The organism is Marinobacter sp. M1C (assembly GCF_023314135.1).
Lineage (GTDB): Bacteria > Pseudomonadota > Gammaproteobacteria > Pseudomonadales > Oleiphilaceae > Marinobacter.
Genome location: NZ_CP092289.1, coordinates 4,369,385 through 4,393,862 on the forward strand (window position 1 = coordinate 4,369,385; position 24,478 = coordinate 4,393,862).

The 24,478-nt window shown below is 57.2% G+C and carries 21 protein-coding genes; 3 read left to right on the forward strand and 18 right to left on the reverse strand.

The window, feature by feature from the left end; translation table 11 throughout:
• Positions 1-19: 19 nt before the first annotated feature.
• Positions 20-1,459, reverse strand: a complete 1,440-nt coding sequence (locus MIH19_RS20525) for a rhomboid family intramembrane serine protease (protein ID WP_249006628.1) — start codon at positions 1,457-1,459, stop codon at positions 20-22.
• Positions 1,460-1,707: 248 nt separating this feature from the next.
• Between MIH19_RS20525 and MIH19_RS20530 the strand changes: the two genes are divergently transcribed.
• A complete protein-coding gene (locus MIH19_RS20530; RefSeq protein ID WP_249006629.1) occupies positions 1,708-2,151 on the forward strand; it encodes an OmpA family protein in 444 nt (147 codons plus the stop codon).
• A 28-nt stretch (positions 2,152-2,179) separates the two neighbouring features.
• Here MIH19_RS20530 and MIH19_RS20535 read toward each other — a convergent pair whose 3' ends face one another.
• From MIH19_RS20535 to MIH19_RS20545, 3 genes are all read right to left on the reverse strand, one after another.
• Positions 2,180-2,581 carry an MAPEG family protein gene (locus MIH19_RS20535; RefSeq protein WP_249006630.1) on the reverse strand — a complete coding sequence of 134 codons (402 nt, stop codon included), beginning with the start codon at positions 2,579-2,581 and terminating at the stop codon, positions 2,180-2,182.
• 72 nt (positions 2,582-2,653) lie between these two features.
• Positions 2,654-3,370 carry a 1-acylglycerol-3-phosphate O-acyltransferase gene (locus tag MIH19_RS20540; RefSeq protein ID WP_249006631.1) on the reverse strand — a complete coding sequence of 239 codons (717 nt, stop codon included), beginning with the start codon at positions 3,368-3,370 and terminating at the stop codon, positions 2,654-2,656.
• A gap of 50 nt (positions 3,371-3,420) precedes the next feature.
• Positions 3,421-3,639 carry a hypothetical protein gene (locus MIH19_RS20545; RefSeq protein ID WP_249006632.1) on the reverse strand — a complete coding sequence of 73 codons (219 nt, stop codon included), beginning with the start codon at positions 3,637-3,639 and terminating at the stop codon, positions 3,421-3,423.
• A 230-nt stretch (positions 3,640-3,869) separates the two neighbouring features.
• Between MIH19_RS20545 and pdsR the strand changes: the two genes are divergently transcribed.
• Both pdsR and MIH19_RS20555 read left to right on the forward strand, forming a co-directional pair.
• Positions 3,870-4,571 (forward strand): proteobacterial dedicated sortase system response regulator, encoded by a 702-nt coding sequence (gene pdsR, locus MIH19_RS20550; protein WP_249006633.1) that lies wholly within the window; start codon positions 3,870-3,872, stop codon positions 4,569-4,571.
• Between the two features lie 36 nt (positions 4,572-4,607).
• Positions 4,608-6,761 carry an ATP-binding protein gene (locus MIH19_RS20555; protein WP_249006634.1) on the forward strand — a complete coding sequence of 718 codons (2,154 nt, stop codon included), beginning with the start codon at positions 4,608-4,610 and terminating at the stop codon, positions 6,759-6,761.
• Positions 6,762-6,790: 29 nt separating this feature from the next.
• Here the strand turns inward: MIH19_RS20555 and MIH19_RS20560 are convergent, their stop codons facing one another.
• The 14 genes from MIH19_RS20560 to tagH form a co-directional block, all read right to left on the reverse strand.
• Positions 6,791-7,576, reverse strand: coding sequence for an ATP-binding protein (locus MIH19_RS20560; RefSeq protein WP_249006635.1), 786 nt, complete (start codon positions 7,574-7,576; stop codon positions 6,791-6,793).
• 130 nt (positions 7,577-7,706) lie between these two features.
• Positions 7,707-8,285, reverse strand: coding sequence for an outer membrane beta-barrel protein (locus tag MIH19_RS20565; protein WP_249006636.1), 579 nt, complete (start codon positions 8,283-8,285; stop codon positions 7,707-7,709).
• 318 nt (positions 8,286-8,603) lie between these two features.
• On the reverse strand, positions 8,604-9,101 hold the full coding sequence (locus tag MIH19_RS20570; RefSeq protein WP_249006637.1) for a hypothetical protein: 498 nt from the start codon (positions 9,099-9,101) through the stop codon (positions 8,604-8,606).
• A 2-nt stretch (positions 9,102-9,103) separates the two neighbouring features.
• A complete protein-coding gene (locus tag MIH19_RS20575) occupies positions 9,104-9,427 on the reverse strand; it encodes a hypothetical protein (protein WP_249006638.1) in 324 nt (107 codons plus the stop codon).
• A gap of 219 nt (positions 9,428-9,646) precedes the next feature.
• A complete protein-coding gene (locus tag MIH19_RS20580; protein WP_249006639.1) occupies positions 9,647-10,522 on the reverse strand; it encodes a DNA ligase in 876 nt (291 codons plus the stop codon).
• A 25-nt stretch (positions 10,523-10,547) separates the two neighbouring features.
• Positions 10,548-14,234 (reverse strand): type VI secretion system membrane subunit TssM, encoded by a 3,687-nt coding sequence (gene tssM, locus MIH19_RS20585; RefSeq protein ID WP_249006640.1) that lies wholly within the window; start codon positions 14,232-14,234, stop codon positions 10,548-10,550.
• 39 nt (positions 14,235-14,273) lie between these two features.
• The gene (tssA, locus tag MIH19_RS20590; RefSeq protein ID WP_249006641.1) at positions 14,274-15,722 is read right to left on the reverse strand and encodes a type VI secretion system protein TssA; all 1,449 of its coding nucleotides are present in this window, start codon (positions 15,720-15,722) and stop codon (positions 14,274-14,276) included.
• 11 nt (positions 15,723-15,733) lie between these two features.
• Entirely contained in the window at positions 15,734-16,393 is a 660-nt protein-coding gene (gene vasI, locus MIH19_RS20595; protein WP_249006642.1) for a type VI secretion system-associated protein VasI, read from the reverse strand.
• On the reverse strand, positions 16,390-18,021 hold the full coding sequence (locus tag MIH19_RS20600) for a sigma-54-dependent Fis family transcriptional regulator (protein WP_249006643.1): 1,632 nt from the start codon (positions 18,019-18,021) through the stop codon (positions 16,390-16,392). Before MIH19_RS20600 ends, vasI begins: the two co-directional genes overlap by 4 nt.
• A 42-nt stretch (positions 18,022-18,063) precedes the next feature.
• A complete protein-coding gene (gene tssH / locus MIH19_RS20605; RefSeq protein ID WP_249009064.1) occupies positions 18,064-20,649 on the reverse strand; it encodes a type VI secretion system ATPase TssH in 2,586 nt (861 codons plus the stop codon).
• Positions 20,650-20,659: 10 nt separating this feature from the next.
• Positions 20,660-21,382, reverse strand: a complete 723-nt coding sequence (gene icmH, locus MIH19_RS20610; protein WP_283164073.1) for a type IVB secretion system protein IcmH/DotU — start codon at positions 21,380-21,382, stop codon at positions 20,660-20,662.
• Positions 21,383-21,385: 3 nt separating this feature from the next.
• Positions 21,386-22,723 (reverse strand): type VI secretion system baseplate subunit TssK, encoded by a 1,338-nt coding sequence (gene tssK / locus MIH19_RS20615; RefSeq protein ID WP_249006644.1) that lies wholly within the window; start codon positions 22,721-22,723, stop codon positions 21,386-21,388.
• Positions 22,723-23,262: a type VI secretion system lipoprotein TssJ gene (tssJ, locus tag MIH19_RS20620; protein WP_249006645.1), complete on the reverse strand. Its 540-nt coding sequence runs from the start codon at positions 23,260-23,262 to the stop codon at positions 22,723-22,725. The genes tssK and tssJ overlap by 1 nt, the downstream gene beginning before the upstream one ends.
• Positions 23,259-24,461 (reverse strand): type VI secretion system-associated FHA domain protein TagH, encoded by a 1,203-nt coding sequence (gene tagH, locus MIH19_RS20625; protein ID WP_249006646.1) that lies wholly within the window; start codon positions 24,459-24,461, stop codon positions 23,259-23,261. The genes tssJ and tagH overlap by 4 nt, the downstream gene beginning before the upstream one ends.
• Positions 24,462-24,478: the final 17 nt, after the last annotated feature.

Below are 24,478 nucleotides of genomic sequence, written 5' to 3' on the forward strand. Positions count from 1 at the left end.
TGGTGCCACCAGCGTAGCGCTACAACCACTGCCGGTAGTGCTGGGCCTTGGACGCCATCTGGCGTTTTTCAAATTCTGCCACCAGCAACCGACAGGCCTCGCTGACCATTAGCTCGCTGCCCGCGCCTCGCAGGCGCTCAAAAGCTTTTTCTGCGGTGCTCAAATCATGCTGTTTCAGGCTGGCAAACAGCACGCGGTTGTGGTCTTCCGCCGCCAATGGCTGGTGCGCCTCGCCTTTGGCCAGATATTCCCGCCATACCGCAATAACTTGATCAAATTGTTGCCTGCTGAGCGCATCATCCATCCGCTCGCGGCTAAAGTGGCGATACTCGGGCAGATCCGGGCGCAGTTGTGCCAGTTGTTGCTGATGTTGCAGTACCAACGCGCGCTGGGGATAAGCTTCTCGCAAAGCCTCAAAGCGCGTACGGGCCAGATCAAAATCCAGCGTAGATATTGCCGCCATAGCCTGCCCATAAGCCTCGGTAAAAGCGGCATCGTCCGCTTCAGGTTCAGGTTCGAAAAACGTATCTTTCACCTGAAACCAGCTTTTACCCAGCGCTCCCACTAGAACCGCACCTGCCAGCAGGCCGCCAGCGTGGGCCATATAGGCGACACCGGTAGCGCCGGCGTACCAGTAATCGTAAATTTCTTTACCCAGCCACACCGGCAGAATGGCGATAGCCGGCGCTCGAAAATAGTTGAAGTAGACGCCCAGGAAAATGAAAAAGCGGATTTTTTGCAGACCGTAAATCGCCACATACATGCCCATCAGCCCGGAAATGGCGCCAGACGCACCAATCAGCGGCACCAGGCTGCCCGCAGAGAATCCAGTGAACATCAGGCCAGAAAGCGCCCCACACAGCAGATAGGCCAACAGAAAGCGCGTAGCGCCCAAGGCTTTCTCCACGGTAAATCCCAGCAAAAACAGAAACACCAGATTGCCTAGCAAGTGTCCCCAGCCGCCGTGCAAAAACTGATAGCTGATAAGGCTGTGCAACGACAACTGCGCGGGTATCAGCCCAAAACGCTGGGAACTGAGCCGGCCAATAAAGTTGTCCTCAATAAAGCCGCGCTGCTGTTGCCAGCGTTCGCGTTCTGCGCTGGCCCACACCAGATCACGGTTATCGAGCAAATACTGATAAAAGTCGCGGTCCATCAGCAGGGTAACCGCCAGCCAGCCGCCTTTCTGATTGGCCTGTAGATTACGCATCTGCTGCAGCTGGTAAACCGACTCGCTATCACCCTGTTGGCGTATCTTACGCAGCAGGTAATCTTCGTAAACCGGCGCCTCCAGAGCCTGTAGATTATTTTTCAGATACTGGTTAACAGCCACCTGAAGCTTGCGCTGGTCGGCACCCTGATAAAACGTGAACACCAGCACGCAGGCCAGCATCAACCCTAAGGTAATCCAGGGCGGGCGTTTCCAGTTAACAGCGTTTTCAGCGGGAATAATCAGCATGGGTCGTCACATTTGATCACAATTGGCCACCTGTAAGCCGTGTTTTGTCATAGCGTAGCCTTGGTTGTGAGGTTTAATGGCGCTATCGACCAACCGCCTAATGCTGGTATTGTTCTGCGCGCCAATAGTTCGGCCTTAATATCTTAATATATAGTACGGCCTCAAAATCGGGCTTGAAAACCCGGTTTAAGAACCATCGTACGGCGTAAAACATTATCAGCCGGCCCCCGAATGCAAGGAAACCCCACATGACCGTTCTTGTTTTGGATAACCCGGAATTACTGGCCCTCGCAACTCTGGCGGAGGGTTTTCAGCCAGATTCATGCGCCGAGTCACACAAACCCCGTCAGCTGAAGTTCCATTACGGCTACAACAAACATCAGCTTAGCGCCGCCGACATGGACATGCTTACCCGTCACGGCCACTACTTGCTCCGCAACGTTCATCTACATGTGCGCGTACACGGGCATTCCGACGCCTTTGGTAGCGACGACTATGGTCATTTTCTGTCGCGCATGCGGGCCAGCGCCGTGGTACGTTTTTTAATTGAAGAGGGCGTGGATGAACAGCGTTTAAAAGCTGTCGGCTGGGGCTCAGACCGCCCGCTGGCAACACGGGCAGATCACGCGGCCAACCGCCGGGTGGAACTGGAGTACGTGCAACACAGCGTCTCCAGCGCGCTGTCCGGCTAATTTGCCCAGACCCCGGACATTTTTCGACCTAACCGTATACTTGAAACACGTTCAGCAGCAGCAATACGGCGATCATCAGAATTGAGACCCAGGTTAGCAAAATACCCACCATGCGGGCCTTGTGGGGCCCGCCATGGCCCTGGAACATGCCCCAAGCGTGCAATATGCGCCCCAAGACAAAAGCCATACCAATCCAGTAAATAAAACCGTTGGAAACGCCGTTCAGCTCGGCAATACCCAACATCAGCAGGGTCAGCGGTGCGTATTCCACCAGATTACCGTGGGCCCGCACGGCAGCCTCAAAATCGAGATCTTCCGTAATACCCATACCCTTGCCGTATTTGATTCGGTACTTAACCACAACGGCAGACAAAACCAGCAGCAAAATTCCGATAACAGCCGCGAAAACACCGGTTATAGGTACAATCATATTCAGTCCTGTTGATCAATGAAATGCCCGCGCAGGCCATGCCTGCGTCGCGGACAGGTGACGGAAGCTAACTCACTGTGCCTTACTTTCACCCAGCTCGGCAATTGCCTTGGCCATAGCGCTGTGGCAGCGCGCGATCAGTTCGGGTATGTCTTTGTTGGTCATGCCAGTGGTTTCAATGGCCGGTAAAACCCTGAGTGGAACCGGTTTGCGGCGGCCCAGCCAGCCCAAGGAATCATCCTGGTACTGGCCAACACACACCATCACCAGCGGTGATCCGGAGGCAATGGCCGCGTAAAATGCACCTTTTTTAAAACTCTGCAGCCCTTTACCACGGCTGCGCGTGCCCTCTGGGAAAACCCACAGGCTTTTGCGTTCGTGAACAATGGTATCGCCTACCGCCTGCATGCTGGCAACGGATTTGCGCGAGCGCGAACGGTTCAGAATTACGTTGCCACCAAGCCAGAATACCTGTCCGAAAAACGGCACCCACAACAGCCCCGCCTTGCCCACCGCCACCAAGCGCCGCGGCACAACATCCCCCACGATCAAAAAATCGTCGTTATGCTGGTGATTCGCAATCACCACCATGGAACGGTCTTTGGGCATATTCTCCGCGCCGTACAGCGGGCGCTGCATGCCAAGAACTGCGCGCCCGAAACGGGCACATACCCCCGCCAGAATACGGTTATTATCTGGATTAAAGGGCCGCGCCAAATACAGCACCATCGACAGCAGACAAAGCAGTAATACACCCGTCCAGGCCAGTATTTTTCTTAGTAGGGCCATAACATAGCAACTCTGTGTCCGATATTTTGGCGCACAAGTGTACGTCAGCTTTACGGCCCGGAGACAGTCCCAATTTGCTCAAACACCCACACCGCAGAATCCAGAGCGTTGCCGGTTTCGCCAAACAGGGGATGCACAAACAGAATCAGCAACATAACCAGCCAAAGACCGGCGGCATCACGGCCACGCCTCAACCCGGCTATGGTGCGGCGCACCAGCGCACGGCTGAACGATATTACCTGCGAAAAAAATAGACCTGTCATTATCATAATCAGCACCGCCGTTTTGTGTTGGTCAGTTGTGTTAGTACGTTGCGTTGGTAGATTTATGGCAACAGCACTGTATGACCGCAATATGGCAACGACAGCGGGCAACTGTGATCAATTGTGGCAAGCTCCGCAGCACAACCCTTTTGCCCTTGTGCAGCGCGAGCGTCATCACTATCTTAGGTTTACAGCACTGCTCGCCTATTAACCCCTCATCCACTCACCGGGCCACCATGAACAAGCATCTGGCACTGATCGAAGACGAACCCGCCATCCGCGATAATTACCGCGCTGCTTTCGAGCGCAGGGGCTTTTCTGTGTCTACCTACGGTGACCGGCCAGCTGCCTGGCAGGCATTACAGCGGCAGTTACCGGACCTGGCGATTATTGATGTGGGCCTGGGGAGCGAAGCCGAGGGCGGGTTTACTTTGTGCCAGGACTTACGCCGGCAGTCCGCCACACTGCCGATTATTTTTCTGACCGCTCGCGACAGCGACATAGACTCCGTGCACGGCCTGCGCCTGGGCGCAGACGACTACGTCACCAAAGACATGAGCATGGAACATCTACTGGCCCGCATTAATGCATTGCTGCGCCGCGCAGACGCCTGGAATCAGGCCCATCAACAGCCCGACGAATTGCTGGCAAGAGGCAAACTGACACTGAATCTGGACCGCATGAGCGCCAGCTGGAACAACCAGGCCGTTGAGCTGACGGTCACCGAGTTCTGGATGCTGCACGCACTGGCCCGCCACCCGGGCCATGTGCGCAGCCGTGTTCAGCTGATGGACGCGGCCAGCACGGTACTCGATGACAATACGGTGACGTCGCATATCAAACGTATTCGTGGCAAATTCAACGCTCTGGATCGCGACTTCAACAGCGTTCAAACGGTTTACGGCATGGGTTATCGCTGGCACGACCACAATGCCTGAGCGTGCCATTTTCGGCCCAAGCCAAGAGCCGTGCGCGTGGCCGCACTGAGCCTGAAACGCCAGCTGTTGCTGGTAAGCCTGTTGATGTTGCTGGTTCCTCTTGCCGGGGTTCAGTTTGCGCTTGAGTTAGACAACATTCTGCGCCAGCAGGCCCAGCAACAATTGCAGCAACAGGCAAATCGCCTGGCCCTGCTGGCGGGTGATGAGCTGCTGGCACAGCCACCGTTGGCCGCCGGCACGTTTGCTGTTTATACCGCGGCTCAGAATAGCGCCCTCCTGCTTGACGGCTACGCCGATGATTGGCCGGGCTACGATTCCTCCGAGCCGTTCCCGCCGTCGGCGCAGGCACCTCTGTCCGCTCTTCAACCTTGGCAGCAGCTGCCCGGGGCCGCCCCTCAGCCTAGCGCGCTTTACTGGCAGGCCAGCCACAGCGATAAAACCCTGTATCTGCTGATTCGCATTCCAGGCCAGCCACCTCAGCTGTTCAATCCCGGCGCGCCGCGGCTGGCCCACCACCGGTTATTGCTGCAACTGTTCAGTGGCGCCAATGAGCTCCGTATAAACCCGCGCAATCAGGCCTGGTTGCTACGCCCGTCGGCACCCGGACAGCTGCCGGCCCGCAGCGGTGCTAACTGGACCGAAACCGACCCCCGCGTGAACGCGTTCTGGCAACCGGTGGCCAATGGCTGGCAGCTGGAACTGGCCCTGCCCCGGCCTGCCGCGGGCAGCCGCATAACGCTTGCCCTTTATGGAGGCGAAGGTGTGGCTGCTGAAAGTCCGCCATTGGCGCAGATTCCAGCGGCTGCGCTGGTTCGCCGCAACGCGGATCTGGAGCAGACGCTGGCCAGCTGGCTAGACAGCGGCCAACAACTGCGAGTAATGGAAGAATCCGGTTGGGTTATCGCCCGTCAGCAGCGCACAGTCTTAACCAAGCCGGCGACCACGACGGGCATCGAGCCAAGGTCTGCACGCATCGACCAAGCAGATGAAAACGCCTCGTGGCTACAACAGGTAGGGCAGAATCTGCTGAAGGCGCTGGTGAAAGCCAATCAACCCGACTCGATTCTGGTGAATGAACAGCTCTGGCGCCAGTTCCCGGTTAATCTTCCCGCCCCGGCGTTGATGCGTCACAGTAACGATAGCCTGTGGCTGAGCGCACAGGCTCCGGTGTTTGGTGGGCGAACACTGGTGCTGGAGCAATCGCTGGATCAACTGCTGAACATTTCAGGCGCCGCTCTGGGCACCGTACTGGCCCGCAGCTTTCTGATTATTATTGGCTTGGTGGTGGTTCTGCTGGGTTATGCCAGCTGGCTGTCGTGGCGCATTAGCCGTTTGGCGAAATGGGTCACCCAGTGCGTGGATGCCGATGGCCGAATGGCTCCTCAGGTGCCGTTGCAGCCAAAGTCAGGTATCGGTAACGACGAGCTTGGCCAGCTTCAGCAGCGCTTTAACCGGCTAGTCAGCAGTCTTCACGGTTACAACCAATACCTGGAAAGCTTCTCACAGCGCTTGTCTCATGAACTGAAAACGCCACTGGCGGTGGTACGCTCATCCCTTGATAACCTGACTCACTGCGCCGATGAAGCCGAGCGGCAAAATTATCTGACCCGTGCCCAAAGCGCTGTGGCCAGGCTTAGCGGTATTTTGCGCAGCATGAGTGAAGCCACACGGCTGGAGCAGAGCCTGGAAGCCGAACACAAAGAGGTGTTTGACGTGGCTGAAGTGCTGACGCAGGTAACAGCTGCCTACCAGGCGTTGGATCCGCACCACGTTATTGTGTACCGGGGCCCGGAGCACGGCAGTCATGTTTTGGGGTCGCCGGAGCTGTTGGTACAGCTTTTGGATAAGTTAGTCGACAACGCGCGGGACTTTACCCCTGAAGGCCAACGTATTGAGCTGAATCTGCGGCGAGTTGACCAGGGCTGGCAACTCGGCGTATTTAATCAGGGCTCCCAACTGCCCGCCGGGGCGGATATTTTCTCGGCGTTTGTGTCCCATAGAGTAGGCCAGATCAACACGTCTGAACATCATCTGGGCCAGGGCCTGCTGATTGCGCAGCTGATTGCGAACTACCACCAGACCCGCCTGGAGGCGGAAAATAAGAGCCGAAACGGCCTTGACGGCGTGACGTTCCGGCTGGTGATTCCCGCCGCTGAATCAGGCGCGGATATAAATTCGACGCCGCCTTAACCACCGAGTAATCGCCTACTAATCGCTTACTAGTCAACTACCGGCGAGCGCGGGCCGTGCTGACGGAAGAACTGCTGCGCTGTGCGGCCATTGCGGACACCGCGAGCGGTCGCGAAACGAATGGCTTGCTGGTGCAGGGCCTCACGATCGCCAACTTCGGCAAACAACGCATCAATCGCCTGCAAGTAAAGCTCCTGGGAAAACGCATAGAACGAGAGCTGCACGCCAAAGCGATCAGCCAGGGAAATCTGCTCTTCTATAGCTTCAGCCGGATGAATTTCACCCCCGCGACTGTGGCTACTCATATTGTCTGCCATATACTCGGGCATCAGGTGGCGACGATTCGAGGTGGCGTACACACGCACATTCTCCGGTGGCAGTTCCAGCGACCCTTCCAGAACGCTTTTCAGCGCCTTGTAGCTGGTTTCACCGGCCTCGAATGAGAGGTCATCGCAAAATATAACGAAGTGGTAGGGCAAGTCCCACAAATCATCAACAATCTCAGGCAGGTGCACCAGGTCGTCTTTATCCACTTCAATCATTCGCAGGCCCTGTGCCTGATAGTGGTTCAGCAGCGCTTTGATCAAAGACGACTTGCCAGTACCACGGGCGCCCCAAAGCAGTACGTTATTAGACGGCTCGCCCTGCAAAAAACGTTCGGTGTTCAGCGCCAGCGCCTGTTGCTGTTGGTCTACGCCGGTCAGCGACCCCCAGGTAACCGGATCCAGGCGGCGAATAGCACGCAGGCCGGAACGGTGCCGGCGCCACACGGCGGCCGGCGTGGTGCGCCAGTCGATAGATTTGGTAACCGCCATAAGTTTCTCCCTGTAGTCATCTTGAAAGCAGGCACTGTAGCGCAAAGCGGTTTGCTGTAAACAAAAAAAGGCGTGGCAACTTAATGCCACGCCTTTTTCGCTCTTTAGTCGGTCTTAGCAGCAGTCCTTGTTAAAACTGAAACTTCACGCCAACCTGACCGGTGTCGAATTCCGGGCCGCTGTTGCTGAGCTGACCGTTAAAGTCATCTGAGTCGATGTCGATGTCATAGCGGTTATATTCCGCAAACGCCGTAAGGTGCTCGGTTACACGAAAATCCACGCCCACGCCCACAAGCGGGCTGACGTCATCGTAGGTTTCGCTTTCGCCGAAAGCGTCAACATCTAATGACGAAGCAAACGCACCGGCTTTACCATACACACCAAAGCTCTGGGTCAGCGGTAAGCGTCCCACTGCGACCAAATTCACACCTTTAAGCTTGCCATCAACGTCGTCTTTACCAAAATTGCCAAAGTCGATGTACCCGGCTTCCAGCGCAAAGAACGGGTTAAACTGATAACCCACTGCGGCGCCGAGCAGATCGTTATCGTCTTTAAAATCACCACCGTGTGATTTGTAACCACCGTAACTACCGCTGATGTAAGGGCCCGAAGACTCGCGATCTACAGAGCCTTGGGCAAGAACAGTCGGCGCAGCGAAAACGCTGGCTGACAAAACCGTGGCGCAAGCAATACGAGATTTATAATTCATAACGGGGTTATCCTCGTTGTTCGTCTATAAAGATTTGAGTTAAGCATCTTCAACGTTTGCGACGACGGCTTGTATGAAAAGACTGTCGCCAGCACGTACAGCCAGATTAGCCGCCATCGTGTCTTTTTTGGGTTACAAATACCGTAAAAAGCCTTCATCTTCTGTTAACGTGCGAAACTCAATAAAACCCCCAAGTTCGCTCAGAGGAAGGCTTTTCAGGCGTCCCGGGTTGGCTGTTTGATTAAAAAGAAGTGAAAAACCGGAGCGTCGCTATGGCCGAGCTGGATAAACAAAGCTCAGCTCACGGGCGCGATCACATTAGGGCGGGGTATCTGCGACAGGGGTTTGCGGTTCGGCAGGAGCAGTCGCGTTTTTTTCTGGCTGTTCCATCATCGCCATACCGCCTTGCAGCAACAGGCGTCGAAGGCGAGAGTCGTCGTGCCCTGCAATACCGGCTGCAAACGCAATAGCAATGGCTTCCAGGGGGTTGTCTGTAATCGCAGAACGCAAAATCTGTATCGGCGAGCGGGAAGCAGACTTGGCGCTGCCCTCGCTACCGCTTTGATCTTTCGAAGAACGCCCGGGGCTGGCCAGTCGATAGAAAAACAATGCAACCAACAACACGCAAGCCAGCCCGGAAATGGCCATCGCCCCGGCTTGCCCCACCAACGGGGCAAGCGCGAGGGTGCCTGCGTTCACCAGCAAATGCAGCCCGGTAAGCAGCAGCGCCGCTAACAAAATCAACGCCATTACAAAACCTATCAGCGCAGCTGCGGCTTTGCGGATGGTGCTTTTTATAGCGGCAGAATCAAACATAATCAGCGATCGAGCATCTTACCAACCACAATGCCCGCTAGAAACATCAAGATGATGCTCAAAAACGGGCGCTCTTCAATTTTGTGCTCAACGCTTTCCACCGTTTGCGAGCCGGCTTCCGTGGCGCGGGCTATCGCTTTGTCACCGCTGGCACGAAGCTGGTCGAAAATCGCGTGAGTTTCCTTGCTGATTTCGTCTTTCAGATTGCTGGCACTGTTTGCCTGGCCACTGGCCACGGCCTTGGTCAGTGCGGCCAGATCTTCCCTGAGCGCTGTAAGATCGTCTTTAACGCGAGCGTAATCGTCTTGTGCGGATTTGTGTTCCATGTGCTGTCTCCCGACTTGGTTGAGTAATCCAGAAACGTGATGTGTAATCGACTCTTTATTCGGCCCTTCATTCGATTCTTCATTCGACAACGGATGGAGAATGTTTCTTTCCATCAACGCTGACATTGCGGCTGCCAGCTCAAATAACTCTAGCACAGTGGCCTGAAGGCACCATGACAGTCCATTAATGCAACGGCGTTCGGGCCAGACGGTAAAAACCTACTGAATGCCAGGCGACTCCGGTTCATCATTTCGCACTCGCATAAAACTGGCAAATCGCGGCAGGCCGGTGGCGGTGTGGCCGAAATGTTTGAAGGTAATAACGCTACCCAGTGGCGGTGGTTCTGCGCGTTCGGCATCGCTGAAACCGCTGCCAATGCGAAACTCCCTTTTACCAGCCAGCCTCACCCGCAGCGCGCCCATCATCCCCTGATATTTGCCCTTGCCCGGCAGAATGCCAACAACAATCGCTTCGGCGTCGTCAAAGCGCTTCACTTTTAACAGGTCATCCGAGCGACCAGCCTTATAAAGGCTAGCGCCACGGCGCAGCATCAGCCCTTCGCCGCCGACAGCAATCATTTTATCCCGGCGAGCCATCAGCTGCTGATGGCTTCCGGGCCGTTGCTGCTCAACCAAGGCCAGATAGGGTGACCCCGCTTGACTGACCAACTCGCGCAAACGGGGAAGACGTTGATCGAATGTCTGGTCGATCAACGGCAAATCGAACACCATAAAACGCACAGAACGCCAATCCGCATCGACGGGACGAACGGTGCGCACAATGCCAGAAAGTTGTGCGAAATGGCCGCGCCCCAGCCACAGCTCGCCGTCTAACGGCTGCGGCGGGAAATCACTGACAAACCAGTCAGGCGCCTGAAACGGATTGCCGCGGCGGGACCACAGGCGCTCACCGTCCCAATAAGCCCGCACTCCATCCAGTTTTTCGCTCACCCAATAATCCGCAAGCGGCGCGCCCTGCTGATACACATTGGCCAACGGAACCTTCGCTGGCGCACCAAGCACCACGGCCGTCATCAGCGCAAGACTCGCCAACAGGCCTGAACCCAAGCGCTTCGTCCATAATATGCCGGACATTAACAACTCCCTTTACAACGTTACGTTAATACAGACTGCGCGGCAGGCGGAACCCACTCAGCAGTTGCTGGGTAAAAGGGTTGGTGTTACTGCCGGCGTGCAAGCGGTAACGCATGGCACCCTCATCAACTGTGAATTTAACGTCTACCGCGGTGCTGTCGACGCCGGTTAAATCAGCGTTTTCCAACAGCCGGAACAGCGCCCAGGGTCCCTGCTGCGAAAGACTGCGGGGCGACCTGTTAACTTCAACCGGCACCAGGGTGATGCGGCTTTGCACGTTATCCCGCAGGGTATTGGGCCACACCAGCGGAATGCTCTGCCGCGGCCCGTGGTTAAACTCCACCAGTTGGCCATCCAGATTCATCACGCTGCGGCGCTTGTTGGAGGTAAGGTTCAGCGGCTCTAATGCGAACTCCACGTCCAACGATCCCGACGTTGTAAAGTAGGCACGGCGAATGGCATCCGCGCTGGCCAAGGCCGCCGTTACTTCCCGCCGCAGTAACCCGGCACGAGCCAATGCCCCGGACTGCTGCGGATAATCTTCCACAAATAGTTTTAGCTTCTGGTTATAGAAGGTTTGCAAGGTGCCGCCCGGCGCAAAGAATTGTTCAAAATCCTGCAGCGCCGCATCTCGGTCGGTGCCGGCCTTGAAGGGATAAAACGGAGCCAGATTTTGGGCGAACGGCTGGTACACCTCGCGAAACCACTCGCGCTCTAGCTGCGCCACTGCGCTGTCCAGCAGTACCCGCCAGCTTTCACTGGCCAAGTGGCCGAGCATCCGGTTTAGTGGTTCGGGTTGATAAGCCGCCATTCGCTGAAGAGTGAAGATCGGATCTGCACCTTCCAGGTCTAATCGCGCCCTTGCGGCCGCCAAAGCAGATTTGCCGCTGTCTGGAGCCTCCTGAATATTACGCAGATATTGATGCAGCTCTGCAACCACCAGCATGATTTCGTCCAGCTCGCTGGGGTCTTCGCCTTGCGACAGAGTTAACCGGTTCAAATCACTGAACTGGCGTTCGATGTTCTGCAGCACGGCCAGCCTGGGTGGCACTTGCGCAGGGGTTAATGCCAGCCCTGCCGCTGCAGGCGAGGCCTGGCGCAAATCGTTGCTTAGGCCCGCCGCCAGCGAGGTGTTTTCGCGCAGCTGCTGCAACACGCTTGCCAGAGGCTGATAACTGCTGCCCAAGCTCTCCAGAATCCGTACGCCGTGGTTCAAGTCCTCAAAACGATGGATCTTCAGGCGGCTGAGCGCGCCACGCCAGTGGCGCACATATTCTTGCGAGTAAATGTTGTGCAAGCCGGCCTGCAGTTGCTGTTGATCGGCCGGGCTGAAATCAATGTTGTCACGCCGGCCCAGCACCCAGGCGTCTATCAGCGCCAGCTCGGTTACCCTTCCCGCGCGATCCAAAAACCATTTTTGCAAGCTGTCACGCGTAAACAGAGCCGGTATCAGCATAGGGTTGTCATCACTCACTGAGGGCAAAGACGTTGTGTCAGCATCCACAACGCCGAATACGGTAGCAAAGGCCGGGCCGCTGCTGCGGGCCAGATCCCTCGCTGGCGGCAACTGCCTTGCGGCGGCCTGCTCCAGGTCTCGGTATACCCGCCGTAATGTGGGCACACGCCCAAGTTCATACTGAGCCCACTCTACGCGACCGCTGAACGGCGCCAGAACCATACGAGCATTGACGTCACCGGCCTCAGCCCAGCCTGCCAGATTGGTATTCTCAAGGCCGTAATCCAGATGCGTCAGCAATTGCTCCTGGCGCTCACGCTGACCCGGATACAGGCGCTGCCAATAATCCTGAAGATAGCCGCGAACCATGTCTTTGCGGCGACCGCTGGCGTCATACAACATACGCAACACCCGCAAGTGCTCCAGACTATCGTTGCTGTAGTTGCCGTTGCTGTAGTTTGAATAGTTTGAAGAGCCTAAAGAGTCAGAAAGGCCCAAAGAGCCTGGCGAACGTGGAGATCCGGGTGCGGCCACCATCTGTTCACTGACGGCAAACATCAACGCCGGTAAAAACTGATAGGCCAGCATGTCGCGATAGGCGCCTTCCAGCGCTGGCGCAATCTGATCGCCCCGGTACAGACCCATATCCCGCAGCCACGGCGCAGCTTTTTTACGTTCGCCAAATGCCAGAGTGGCGTCGCGCAACCGATTCAGAGATCCCAGCAGTTCTGCGCCAGACACAGCACGGTCAACATTCACCGTCGCGGTGCTGTTTAAAAACGCCTGCACCTGGGCCTCGACCATCAATGCCGCTTCGGCATTTTTAGTAAAGTAATGCTGCCAGCCGGCGCTCATTAGCCCGCCAGCGGCCAGTGCCAAAACCGCGGCGACTGCAATCTGACGTTGCCGTCTGAAGCAGCGCTGACCTTGGCCGGCCAGGCCCTCCTCCGCCATAAAAATCGACGCAAACAATTGCGACGCAAACATCGGTACCGATCGCCGTTGACGTTGGGCCGGCTGAACGGGACCGGTTAACCGGTAATTGGCCGCAGCCGCCGTTACAAATGCGTCTTCGGGCACGCCTTCCTGGCGCACCGAGGTAAAATAACTGCCGCGCACCAGCGCCGGATTAGAGAAGCCATCGGCTGCTAGCAGCGTAGCCAGATAGGCTTCAAGTACCGGCGCAAGACCGGCCATCTGGCGGGTGAAGGAATAAGCGGCAGCCCGCGTTTCAGCGTTGTGACTGGCGCCCAGCACCTCTGGCAGACGTGCCATCAGGCCCTGCACCAGCTGTTCATAGCGTTCGGCGAACTGCGTTAGCCAACGGTCGTTATCGCCGCCGCGATGAAGTTCGAAGGTAAAACCCAAGGGCTGCTCCAGCTCGGCCTTTGGCCAACTGGCGGCGAAGCTCTCAAAGCCGTACAGCAAGTCCATTTTTGTGAAACAGATGTAAATTGGCAGCTGTGGGCCGGTTTTTTCCATCAACTCACGCAGGCGATTGCGAAGAACGATGGCCTGGGCCTGGCTTTGCGGTTCGCCAGCCATGCTCAATTGGGCCAAATCGATCACCATTAGCACACCGTTGAGTGGCTGATGCGATCGGTTGCGTTGAAGCCAACCCAGAAAGTGCCGCCACAGACGGTGCTGAATCTCGCCGCTGATGCCGCCTTCATTATTCTCACCAAGAAGCTCGCCGGCAGGATCAATCATCAAACCGGTGTCAGCCACCCACCAATCGAAACCGAAGGGATTACGGTCGGTACGGTTGTTACGGGTAACATCGGACAACGCCCAGGACTGCCCGCAACCCTGAATCAGGCTGGTTTTACCAGCGTTTTCAAGTCCCATTACCAGATACCAAGGCAGCCGATAAGCGCCGTGCCGGCGCGAGTGCTTACCCCGTAGCGCAGCCAGTTGCCGGTCCAGCAAGCGCTGTTGTTTGCGCTCGAACGGCAACACTGGATCTTCCTGCTCCTGCGCTACAGCGGTTTGCGATTGTTGGTTTTGGCGTAATCGCCGCGCCAGCATTAAGCCCCACAGCAACGTAACCAACAGCACGGCCGCCAGTGTTACCAAGGAGCGGGCCTGCCAGCTCGCAAGGGGAAATTCACCGTTCAGCGACCAGCGTGGCCCCAGCCACCAGACGGCAGCCAACGCAAGTGCCAGCGCCACAAACAGGGCACGAGGCGCTACGCGACGTAAATGCGGCGTCACCACGGCAACAGTGCGGCCGAGTCGTAATACATAAGTCCACATGGCATCCCTTCCTGCGGTTTAAGGTTAAATTCGATGATTTCAGGCTGGCGGTTCAAACTGTTTCAGTAAACTCGGTTCCCAGGTTTCCAGTGTCCGGCCCTGCAGCTGCTGTCGTAAGTCCTGCTGTTGTTGCTGCGCCAGAGTTATCAGCCCACTGTGTTGAAGTAGACGGTTAGACGCCAGGCGCCAATAAAAGCGTTCACGGGGTTCGCGAGCACTCAGCAAGCCGTCCTCCAAAATCTGCATGGCGGCGGCCAAACCGCAGTCGGCCAGCCGCTCACAAGCCTGTTGATAAGCCTGGTTCCACGGGTTGGCAGCAGCAGGCGTTGATGTGCTGCCCGTCTGTGGTGCCTGCAGCCAGAGCATGGCCTCCGCGCATAAAAACTCGGTACCGTCGCTGAAAGTCAGGTGTTGCAGGGTCGGCAGGCGTTCCACAAAAGCGGCCAACGCCCCACGAATCGCTTCAGCACATCGGCTATGGCCTAATGTCTGCGCCGCTCGCGCACTAAGCCAGTGGCCGTCAAGCCAGAACGGACTTGCGGCTACGCTTTGCTCGATACGCTGCCAAACCTCTCCGTTTGCTGCCTTCGCCAAGGCATCCTGGTAGTCGGCCACCCGGTCCGCACTGATCGCTGCGAGCTCAGTGCGTACACCGTCGCGTGTTGGCGGTGCGCCGCTGATGCTAAACCAGAGCGCATGGCGGCGCAGTTGGTAACCCAGAGGGTTGGCCACGTCTGTGGTGGTGAGCAGTTCTGCAACTTTCAGCAGGCTCTGGCGGGTAGCACGTTCGTTGTTTGGGTCCAGAGTGAGCGAATCAGGGACAATCACCAAGCTCGCTGTTGCTGGTTTGGCAGAATCTGCAAGCGGATGTTCTGCGCTCTTGCCCTCGTTTTTATTGGTCGAGCGGATTGTTTTCGACGGCGCAAAATCGGTGGGCAGTCTGGCCAGTGTCTGTTGTAAACTTTTTACCGGTTCAGCGGGCAGCTGTTGCGCAGGCAGCAACGTTAGAATTCGCGACAGAGCTGCCTGGCAGAATGCTTGCCCATCGCCCTGGCTGGCGTCAAAACTCAGAGCATCGACATGCTTCGCTGCCCGCTGCAACATCTGTTTGAACAGCATCTGCCGGGCCCGCTCTCCCTTGACCCCGGGGTGGGGCCAGGCTTGCGCCCACCAACTGTCCAACACGCCGGCGAGTAGCCACAACGCCAGAGCGAAGCGTTCACCGCCGCCACCTCTGAGCAGACACAACAAAAGAAAGCCGAATACTTTCAGATCTTTACTGCGGTCTGAAAGAATACTGAGCGCTTCCCGCTCTACCTTGGGCCAATCAATAGTGGTGTGTGCCAGCGAGCCCATTTTCATTAATTCCTGGTCCAGAAAATCAAGCGCCGGATCGTCTTCCAGGCACTCGCCAAATTCGGGCCCGGCTCCTTGGTCGAGCGTTCCTAATACCAGGTCTACATAAGGATGTTGCTCAATGGCTTGCATAGACTCTCCTATCACCAGCCGCAGGCGTTGCGCAGCGGTTTGATGGCGCTGGAAAAGCCCGCCAGATCAAACACCAGGCCATCGATTGAGCTGACATTAGCCTGCACTCGCACTTGCGGCATGAGCGCCAGCGTTTTAGCCAGCGCTATGGACGGCAGCCCACGGCCGGCGCTGAGCATGTAGCCGTCGTCGCGCAGGCGCCACAGTGACGGGTCACCGTTGATGTTCACCCGGACCCGATCCTGACCTAACGGCTGCGGCAACATCAGCGCCAACTCGGTAATATTGTTATGGCATTGCAGTACCATTAAAGGCCGTGGCAGCGTGGCACCCAGAGCCGGCAACGTAAGCAGCAAACCAGCGGCCATGCCACTGTCGTGATAAACCCAGCCGTCACGGTTATCGCCAGCCGCTTGAGCATAGGCCTGGCGCCAACGTTCTGAGTTCGGTAGTTGGGGCTCCTCGTGGGCACTCTGAACCGCCAGCGGCGTGGCGAAAACCCCATCAAAACACGCCAGGCGCTGCAAGCGCCTAGGCTCACCGGTACACTCCCGTGCCTGCTCCATTAGCCCGCTGTAGGCGGGCGCAGCGGGCAGCAAAAAAAGGCCAGCCAACGCCCAGCGACAGCATTTCTGATAGTGCGCAGCCGCTTTTTTGATGGCGAGAATCATGGGTGCATCACTTCATATTTCAGGCATTTATGCGCAAGTGTTCGCTTTGGCAATCCCAGGCTCTGTGCTGCCTGGCTGCGGTTGCCGTGGTACTGCTGCAAACGCTGACGAATCAGTGCCGCTTCAAAGGCCTGAGCAGCGGCCTTCAGGTCTTGCACCTGAGCCAGTGGCGGCAGGCCCGCCAGAAATTCACGATCAAGGTTGTCGCTGCGCTGAGCACACTGATCGCTGACTAGCGGGGCAGCGCCGCTGTTATAGGAGCCATCATTAAATGGGTCATCCAGACGAATAACGTCAGGCTGAATATCATCACCGAGTGGGGTCTGCAGACAGGCCAGCTCGATCACATTGCGTAATTCACGCACGTTGCCGGGAAAATCATAGTGTTTCAGCCGCCGCAATCCACGGCTACTGATGCCCTGAGGGCCGGCACCTTCACGCTCGCAGTAGGCACGAATGAAATGGCGGGTCAAAGCTTCCAGATCGTCGGGGCGCTGACGCAATGGTTCAATCCGCAGTGGAAACTGGTTCAGACGGTAAAACAGATCGCGGCGAAAGCGACCGTCATTAATGGCCTGCTGCAACGGCTGATGGGTCGCCGCCACCAAACGAAAATCCGAATGCTGTTCCTGTTGCGCTCCCAGGGGCCGGAACTGTCCGCTTTCCAGTACCCGCAGGAGTTTGGCCTGCAAGGTCAACGGCATATCTCCAATTTCATCAAGAAACAGCGTGCCACCGCGGGCCTGCGTCAGCAGCCCTTCCTGGGCTCGATCCGCCCCGGAAAAAGCGCCTTTGGTATGACCAAAAAGCTGACTTTCCAGCAAGGTATCGGGAATGGCGGCGCAATTCACCACTACCATCGGTCCTTTGGCTCGAGCCGAAAATTCGTGCACCGCCTGCGCCACGACATCTTTGCCACAACCGGTTTCTGCCTGTACCAACACCGCCAGCTGGCTGCTCGCAGCACGCACGGTTTGCAGGCGCAACTCGTCCATCTGCTGCGAATGACCCACCAGCACGGCCGCCAGTCTTTTGGCCCGCTGGCGCAGCAATTGCGCACCCTGCAGATGATCCAGCGAACGTTTAAGCAGCCGGCGCTGCCAAATCTGATCATGGTTACGCAACACACTGACCCATTGATGGCTGATAATCTGGCGCAGGCTGCGGTAGAGCGCCTGCTCGGTCACCCTCGCCCACTCCGGCTGGTCACTGCACAGCACCAACACGCCCAACGTGCGTCCGTCACTGCCAAAAAAAGGTTCCAACCACATGGATTCAGGCCGGCCACTGAGATCAGTCAACGCCTGAAAACCCGGATGTTCCAAGCGATAACCAGCAACCCGCGACAACGCGCAGGGGCGACCGCTTTGTAACAAATGAGCAAATGGGTGGCTGAAATCATCACAGACAAATTCGCTGGCGCCTTGCGAAGATTGTTGATCGACCAGCGCGCTGCAATGCAGAGTGCGGCCGCTTAAGTCCAGCTCTAGCGCCCAGCAGCGCTCCAGGCCAAAGGTTCTTTGCATCTGGCTAGTGGCCGTGCGCAGCAAGTCCGGCAGATTTTTTTGCCCAATCAGCGCCAGCGCCAAGTCGATACCGGTGTGCAGTTCCGTCTGCATCTGTCCCATACCCGATTGTCCGTTTTAAGGTGTGTAATGTGAGGTGGCCGTTCAGGCAACCGTGCCACTGAATCCGTTTTCGCCGACGCTCAGGGTGACCCGCGCAACCGGTTCCCGCCGCGCCAGTTTTTCCAGTAGGGCCAGTGACACTTTCGGCAGCAGTTCGCCCTCAATAACGGCCTCGAGCATGCGGGCGCCATTTTCACTGTGCAGAGCGCGCTCGCGGATGGCGCCAGCAAGATTACCATCCAGCACCACCTCGGCCTGGTAGCGCTGGCCGATCTGCTTGGCCAGTCGCTCCAGTTTGTCCACAACGATGCAGTCGAGAGTGCTGTCGTTCAGCGGCAGGTAAGGCACTACCTGCATACGCGCCAACAGCGCCGGCTTGAAGAAAGCGGCCAGCTCCGGGTAAATCGCTGCGATGAGTGCTTGCGGCTCATCGGCGTTTTGCACAATGGTCTGGTGGCCAAGATTTGAGGTCAGGAAGAACACAATATTGCTGCAATCGATCAACCGGCCTTCGCCATCCGCCATTTCCCCTTTGTCGAAGGCCTGGTAGAAAAGGTTCAGAACATCTGGATGGGCTTTTTCCACTTCATCCAGCAGCACCACCGAATAGGGTTTTTGGCGCATTGCCTCGGTGAGTAAACCGCCTTCGCCAAAGCCTACGTAGCCTGGGGGCGAGCCAATCAGGCGCGATACGGTGTGCTTTTCCTGATACTCGGACATATTGATGGTGGTCAAAAACTGTCGGCCACCGTAGAGCAGCTCGGCTAACTGAATCACGGTTTCCGTTTTGCCCACACCACTCGGGCCCGCCAGCAGGAAAGCGCCCATTGGCCTGCCGGGGCGGCGCAGATCCGCGCGGGCGGTCAGTAAATGCTGATGGATTGCGGCAATGGCGCTATCCTGACCTTTGATGTGGGCGAACAGATACGCCGGCAGGTGGGTGATTTTCTCCAGCTCGTCGCGGCTCATACGGTTGACCGGAATACCGGTCCAGTCGGCGATGACCGCGGCAATCTGACGTTCGTCTACCCGCGCGTACACCAACGGCTCGTCGGCCTGCAGCTGCGCAAGCTGCTGCTCAATAGTGCCGGCTTCTGCGGCCAATTCGGAATCGCCAGCCAGTAGCTGTTCTTGCACCTTAATCAGCCGCTCGACCAGCTTACGCTGGGCTTGCCAACGCTGTTCCAGCTCGCTTGCGGCGACCTGCAATGACGCTAACAATTCGTCGAGTTCTATTTGCCGTGCGCTGTCTGTTGCCTGCCCCAGTTGCTGGTCGCGCTGCAGTAATTCCTGCTCCAAAGCCAGCTGCGCAACCTCGCTGTGGATGTGGCTAAGCTGGCGCGGCGGCGCGGTCAAATTCAGGCTGACCCGGGCGCAAGCGGTATCCAGTACATCAATGGCTTTGTCAGGCAACTGGCGCCCGGCAAGATAGCGCGCAGACAATTCAGCCGCGGCCTGCAGTGCGCTGTCAGCAATCAAGATCTGATGGGCTTTTTCGTAAACCGGTCGCAAGCCGCGCAGTATGTGCACCGCCTGTTGCGGGCTGGGCTCATCCAAAGCAACCGGTTGAAAACGACGGCTCAGCGCCGGGTCTTTCTCAAAATACTTTTTATACTCGCGCCACGTGGTGGCGCCGATGGTGCTCAGTTCACCACGGGCCAGAGCCGGTTTTAGCAAATTAGCAGCGTCTGATCCGCCCTCGCTGTTACCGGCGCCGATCAGGGTATGGGCTTCGTCGATGAACAGAATGATCGGCGTTGCGGAGTTTTTGACGGTATCAATCACGCTTTTCAGACGCTTTTCGAATTCGCCTTTCACCGACGCCCCGGCCTGCAGGGCCCCCAAGTCTAGCCCCCATAGCGCCACTTTGCGCAGGCGTTCCGGCACTTCACCCTGGGCGATGCGCAGCGCCAAGCCTTCCACTACCGCACTTTTACCAACGCCGGCATCGCCCACAACCATGGGGTTGTTTTTGCGCCGACGGCACAAAATGTCGATGATCTGGTCGATTTCCCGATCGCGGCACAACACCGGGTCCAGCTTTTTCTGCCGTGCCAGCGCGGTGAAGTCTTGGGCGTAACGCTGCAAAGGGCCATCATCAACGCTGACCTGGCGGCTATCGGCGGCGGAGCCCTGCTGCGCAATAGTCGGCTGTTCTGCCGAGCCACGGGTGCAGGCTTCAAACTGGCGCCGCAGCTGCTCGCGGTTGATCGGCGCAAGGGTGTCGCATACCTGTGCTGGCAGATAGCGCTGCGGATTCAGCAGCAGCGCCAGCGAAATGGCTCCAGAGCGCAACTGTTGCTGCCCCAATTCGACCGACGCCAGCAGCCAGGCGTCTTGCAGCAGCTCAATCAGCAGCGGTGAAAAGGCTGGGTAAGGCTCGGCGTTTTGTACGCTGCCGGCCAGGCTGTCACCCAGTTGCTGCTGCAACGGCGAATACCCGATATTAGCCTGCTGAAGAATCTGTCGAACATCGCACAGGGGCTGATCCAGTAATTGGAACAGCAAATGGGCAGGCGTTATTTCCGTACCCTGACGGCTGATACTCAAAGCCGCAGAAGCTTCCAACGCCTGACGGCACACTTCGTTGAGGCGTCCGATTAACGCCGGCAGTTCAACCCGAATCACGGTGATATCCTTATCGTGGTAGTTGTTCCAATAATTCATGTACCTGCGCTACACGCTCATCCAGAGCGTTGCTGTACAGGTGAAAGATGCCGCCCAAAGCGAGCACTAAAGCCAGCGCAATACCCGCCAGCGGCCAGCGATTGCCATAATGACTGCGGGCCGGCACACGATTTTTCAGCGCGTCAGCCAGCGGCGCAAAAGCCGCGTCGCCATTAAGAGTGGCCAGTTGCTGGCCCAGACCGCGCACAATGCTGTTGTATTCGTCGCGGCCGTTAGTCATTACTTTGTAACGGCCCTCGAACCCCAGGCACAAGCATAGATAGATAAACGCCAGCATGTCCTTGTAGCGCTCCGGTTCCTGTTCCATCCGCGCCAAAATACCAAACACTTTTTCGCCGCCCCAGGTTTCGTTATGGAAGCGCGACAGCAGCGACTGCTGCGACCATACGCTGTGGGCACCCCAATGCGTCCCCAGCATGGCCTCGTCAATAAAGGCGCAGAGTACGTAGCGGTACGACACTAACGCCGAGTGTTCGTAACCCTGCACCACCAACTCGCGCTCAATAGCTATAATGTCGTCCCACACCTGTTGGTAAAGGCTTTCAACCGACGAATAGTCTGCCAACCGGCGAATCCGTATCACCAGCCCCAGCAATGGCGCCGCAGCGTCAATCAGCGGGTTCGGCTCCAGCCCACGCAGACTGAAGGCATTGCCGTGCATTTCGTTATCCATGGCTTATCTCCGGATAGCCCAGAACTGCATTTCCAGCGCGGGGAAATCACCGGCCACGTGAAAAGCAAAACCGCTGGCGTTTTCCAGCATTTGCCAGGCCTGACTGTTGTCGTCTAGCTGAAAGTACACATAACCGGCATGATACGGCAGCTGACGCGGCGCCACCGGCAACACCACCAATGGAATGCCCGGCAGCTGCAAACTGATCAAATCACGAATTTTTTCCACTGAAGCCACTTTGCACTGCTGCACAAAGCGACTGCGCAGATCGTCTTGGGGCATATCAGCTTTTACCGCCAGAATGAACTCGGCGCTGCCGATCAGGCCGGAATCGTGCAGCGGAGCTACCGTCAGCCCGAACTGACGCTCCTGAAGACTAATAGCCATGGCTTGAGGCTCCAATACCGTGCTCAGGGCCTGGCGCAGCAGCTGTATAAGCTGGCTGAAACAGACTTCCGGCAAATCGTGGTGATAGGGCACAAACGACGGTGACAGCCGGCTCTGATCGGTGAAGGTCACCAGTTCTGCACACAGTTCTAGCAGTGCTTCATAAAGAGTTTGTGGGTGCAGCTGCGGCAACCGTGACAGGTGCAGAAAGCGCGGGTGGTTGCGGTTCATCAGCTGCAGCAACAAAAAGTCTGTGACTTCGGCCACGCCGTTGTGTCCAGGGGACCCCACACGATCGGCGATATTACGCGCACGTTCTTGCATCAGCCCGGCCATTTCCTCCACAAACCGTTGCAGCCGCGGTGCAGCCTTTATGTCTAGCAGCGTAGGAATAAAATTCGTATCCATCACCAGGCTGCCGTTCGCTCGTTGTTCCAGAATGCGGCCAATGGCCAGCGTGCTGTAGGCGCTAAGGTCGTCACTTGCCAGCATCAATCTTGGCGTTACCCGCGCTAGATCAACACTGTGGGTGTCGCCCTGAGCGGTGTGCAGATCGCGGATATCTGTGCGAATTGCCTGGAAGCGCGAGTGCACCGCGGGCTCTTCCGGCCAGCAAATTTCAGCTTGGGTGTTGCTATACAGCGGCAGTGCCAGGTACACCAGCTGATTGGCCACTGAGGTGCCTGTAATTTCCAGCGGCGCCGGCATCACATCGTCGCGAAGCAAATCAAAGCAGGTGCCGTCGGCAAACAATCCGGCCGCATGGACCAAGGAAATCCGGCCAAAACCCAGATATTCATCATTCAACGCCAATGCACTGAAACCATAAAGTGACCGAGACAATGCCAGCGAACGCTGATGAATCTGCTGTTCCAGATAGCGCTGTTGCTGCTGAAAGTGCTGGGGTTTTATAAACAACCCATCACTCCAGACTACGCGATTGCTGCTGGTCATCACGATTCACCCGCGCGTTTCAGTTGCACTTCGCGTTGGCGCAAGTTCACCAACAGGTGATAGCGCCCGCCCAATGGGTCCACTTTGACCACTTTTTTCCACTGCGACTGATTGGGATAAGCGTAAAAAGCGATAACGCCGATAAACCGCGTGTCGGCGCTAACATCGAACGGTTCTACAAACTTGAATTCGCCCGGCACCACGGTGTAATCACTGTGGTCTATGTAATTGCGCCCCAGGGACGACTCCAGGTTGCTCAGCAGCTGATCAAAGTCGGCGGCCATCAGCAACGAGCTATCGCGCAACTCGATAATCTGAAACGCAATGGGTGTCGGGTTCAGCGCTTCATTGGGATTCACGTCTTGTTCGGCCACCATCGCCAGATCTATGCGGCTGGGAAGATCTTCGGCGTAGCCTACTGGAATGTCCGGGTCCCACAGTACCTTGCCGGTTTTGCTGACCACTTTGTAAGGGGTGCTGCAGCCGGCCAAACCCAGACCGAGGATTAGAATCAATAGGTGGCGCGCGATTAGACTCATAACAGGCTTTCTCTTTGCAGTTGACGTATGTGCTGGTCGTAGGCTTGGTCAAACACTTCCTGGAACAACCGCTCAAAGCCTTGCTGACGGCTGGAATTCAGCTCTTGGTAATAGTGCCGGTACATATCCCAGGCCCAAGTATTTTCATCTTCATCGGTTTGCAGGCCGCGACGATATCCGCGAAAACGCTGTAGCAGGGCGTCAGGTGACAACGCGTGCAGGATGGCTGCCAGGCCCTGGCTGGTCGCCACGCGGGTGGCTTGCTGGTGGTGCTCCAGACTGGCCAGACTTTCCTTCACGGCCGCGGGCGCAGACAAGTGCACCGGGCTGCGCTGGCCAGCAAACAGGGTGTGTACGGTCGACGAATAATCGGCCGCAAATCGCAAAGGGTTGTCTTCAATAGGCTGTAAGCGTGTGCGCAGCACCTGGTGCCGGCTGTCTTCGCTTTGATGCAGCGCCAGCAGCCCGCTAATGGCCGCTTGCAGAGTTTGTCCGGCTTCCTCCAGCAACAGCGTCATATCATCACTGTTAGCCAGAGTCAGATTGCTATCAAGGCCACGTAATAAGGGCGCTACGCCAATGTGCTGGCGGCTGTCCAGGCCCGTCTTTTGCGATTGAAAATGCCGGCGCTCCCCGCCGTCACCCTGCTCTTCCGCCGGGGCGTTTACGCCAACATTCGGGCCCGCCAATGACCAGGGCGGCGGCCCGTCAAAAGCAACGGCATCCTGGATCGGAGCTCTCAATGTGTGTAGAGGTTCCGCAGCCAACTGCTGTTCTTTTTGGCCTCGCAGCAAAGGGGCTTCAGCGCTATGCACTAAAGGCTGCTCTGTGAGGTTTTCGGTATCTGGGCCAGTGGCCAACTCCGCCGCCGCAACGCCAAATTCGGCGCGCATGCGATAGATACCGATGGCGATGGTATCGCCCCGCTGTAAGCGGGCCCGCCGCCCCCGCCCTATCGGTTGGCTGGCACTATTAATATAGGTACGGCCACTGCGATCAATCAGGCAATAGCCGTCGTCGGCAAAGCGCACCTCGGCGTGACCGGACACCGCGCCGGTGCGATGGGCCGACAGCCGCCAGGAATCGTTGCCGGCGCTACCAATGGAGCCACCTTCACGGCCAAAGCGGAAGTTTGTGGCGGTGCCGGCAACCGGAGGATTCAGCAATGTCAGCGTCAATTCATCGGTCGATAAGGGCATGGCGTAGGGTCCTGCGG

Excerpts from the sequence above, each read along its gene's own strand:
- MIH19_RS20525 (WP_249006628.1), bottom strand. The coding sequence starts at position 1,459 with ATGCTGATTATTCCCGCTGAAAACGCTGTTAACTGGAAACGCCCGCCC.
- MIH19_RS20565 (WP_249006636.1), bottom strand. The coding sequence starts at position 8,285 with ATGAATTATAAATCTCGTATTGCTTGCGCCACGGTTTTGTCAGCCAGC.
- MIH19_RS20580 (WP_249006639.1), bottom strand. The coding sequence starts at position 10,522 with ATGTCCGGCATATTATGGACGAAGCGCTTGGGTTCAGGCCTGTTGGCG.
- pdsR (WP_249006633.1), top strand. The coding sequence starts at position 3,870 with ATGAACAAGCATCTGGCACTGATCGAAGACGAACCCGCCATCCGCGAT.
- tagH (WP_249006646.1), bottom strand. The coding sequence starts at position 24,461 with ATGCCCTTATCGACCGATGAATTGACGCTGACATTGCTGAATCCTCCG.
- MIH19_RS20575 (WP_249006638.1), bottom strand. The coding sequence starts at position 9,427 with ATGGAACACAAATCCGCACAAGACGATTACGCTCGCGTTAAAGACGAT.
- MIH19_RS20600 (WP_249006643.1), bottom strand. The coding sequence starts at position 18,021 with ATGGGACAGATGCAGACGGAACTGCACACCGGTATCGACTTGGCGCTG.
- icmH (WP_283164073.1), bottom strand. The coding sequence starts at position 21,382 with ATGGATAACGAAATGCACGGCAATGCCTTCAGTCTGCGTGGGCTGGAG.
- vasI (WP_249006642.1), bottom strand. The coding sequence starts at position 16,393 with ATGATTCTCGCCATCAAAAAAGCGGCTGCGCACTATCAGAAATGCTGT.
- MIH19_RS20530 (WP_249006629.1), top strand. The coding sequence starts at position 1,708 with ATGACCGTTCTTGTTTTGGATAACCCGGAATTACTGGCCCTCGCAACT.
- tssK (WP_249006644.1), bottom strand. The coding sequence starts at position 22,723 with ATGACCAGCAGCAATCGCGTAGTCTGGAGTGATGGGTTGTTTATAAAA.
- tssA (WP_249006641.1), bottom strand. The coding sequence starts at position 15,722 with ATGCAAGCCATTGAGCAACATCCTTATGTAGACCTGGTATTAGGAACG.
- MIH19_RS20545 (WP_249006632.1), bottom strand. The coding sequence starts at position 3,639 with ATGATAATGACAGGTCTATTTTTTTCGCAGGTAATATCGTTCAGCCGT.
- MIH19_RS20570 (WP_249006637.1), bottom strand. The coding sequence starts at position 9,101 with ATGTTTGATTCTGCCGCTATAAAAAGCACCATCCGCAAAGCCGCAGCT.
- MIH19_RS20540 (WP_249006631.1), bottom strand. The coding sequence starts at position 3,370 with ATGGCCCTACTAAGAAAAATACTGGCCTGGACGGGTGTATTACTGCTT.
- MIH19_RS20535 (WP_249006630.1), bottom strand. The coding sequence starts at position 2,581 with ATGATTGTACCTATAACCGGTGTTTTCGCGGCTGTTATCGGAATTTTG.
- MIH19_RS20560 (WP_249006635.1), bottom strand. The coding sequence starts at position 7,576 with ATGGCGGTTACCAAATCTATCGACTGGCGCACCACGCCGGCCGCCGTG.
- tssM (WP_249006640.1), bottom strand. The coding sequence starts at position 14,234 with ATGTGGACTTATGTATTACGACTCGGCCGCACTGTTGCCGTGGTGACG.
- tssJ (WP_249006645.1), bottom strand. The coding sequence starts at position 23,262 with ATGAGTCTAATCGCGCGCCACCTATTGATTCTAATCCTCGGTCTGGGT.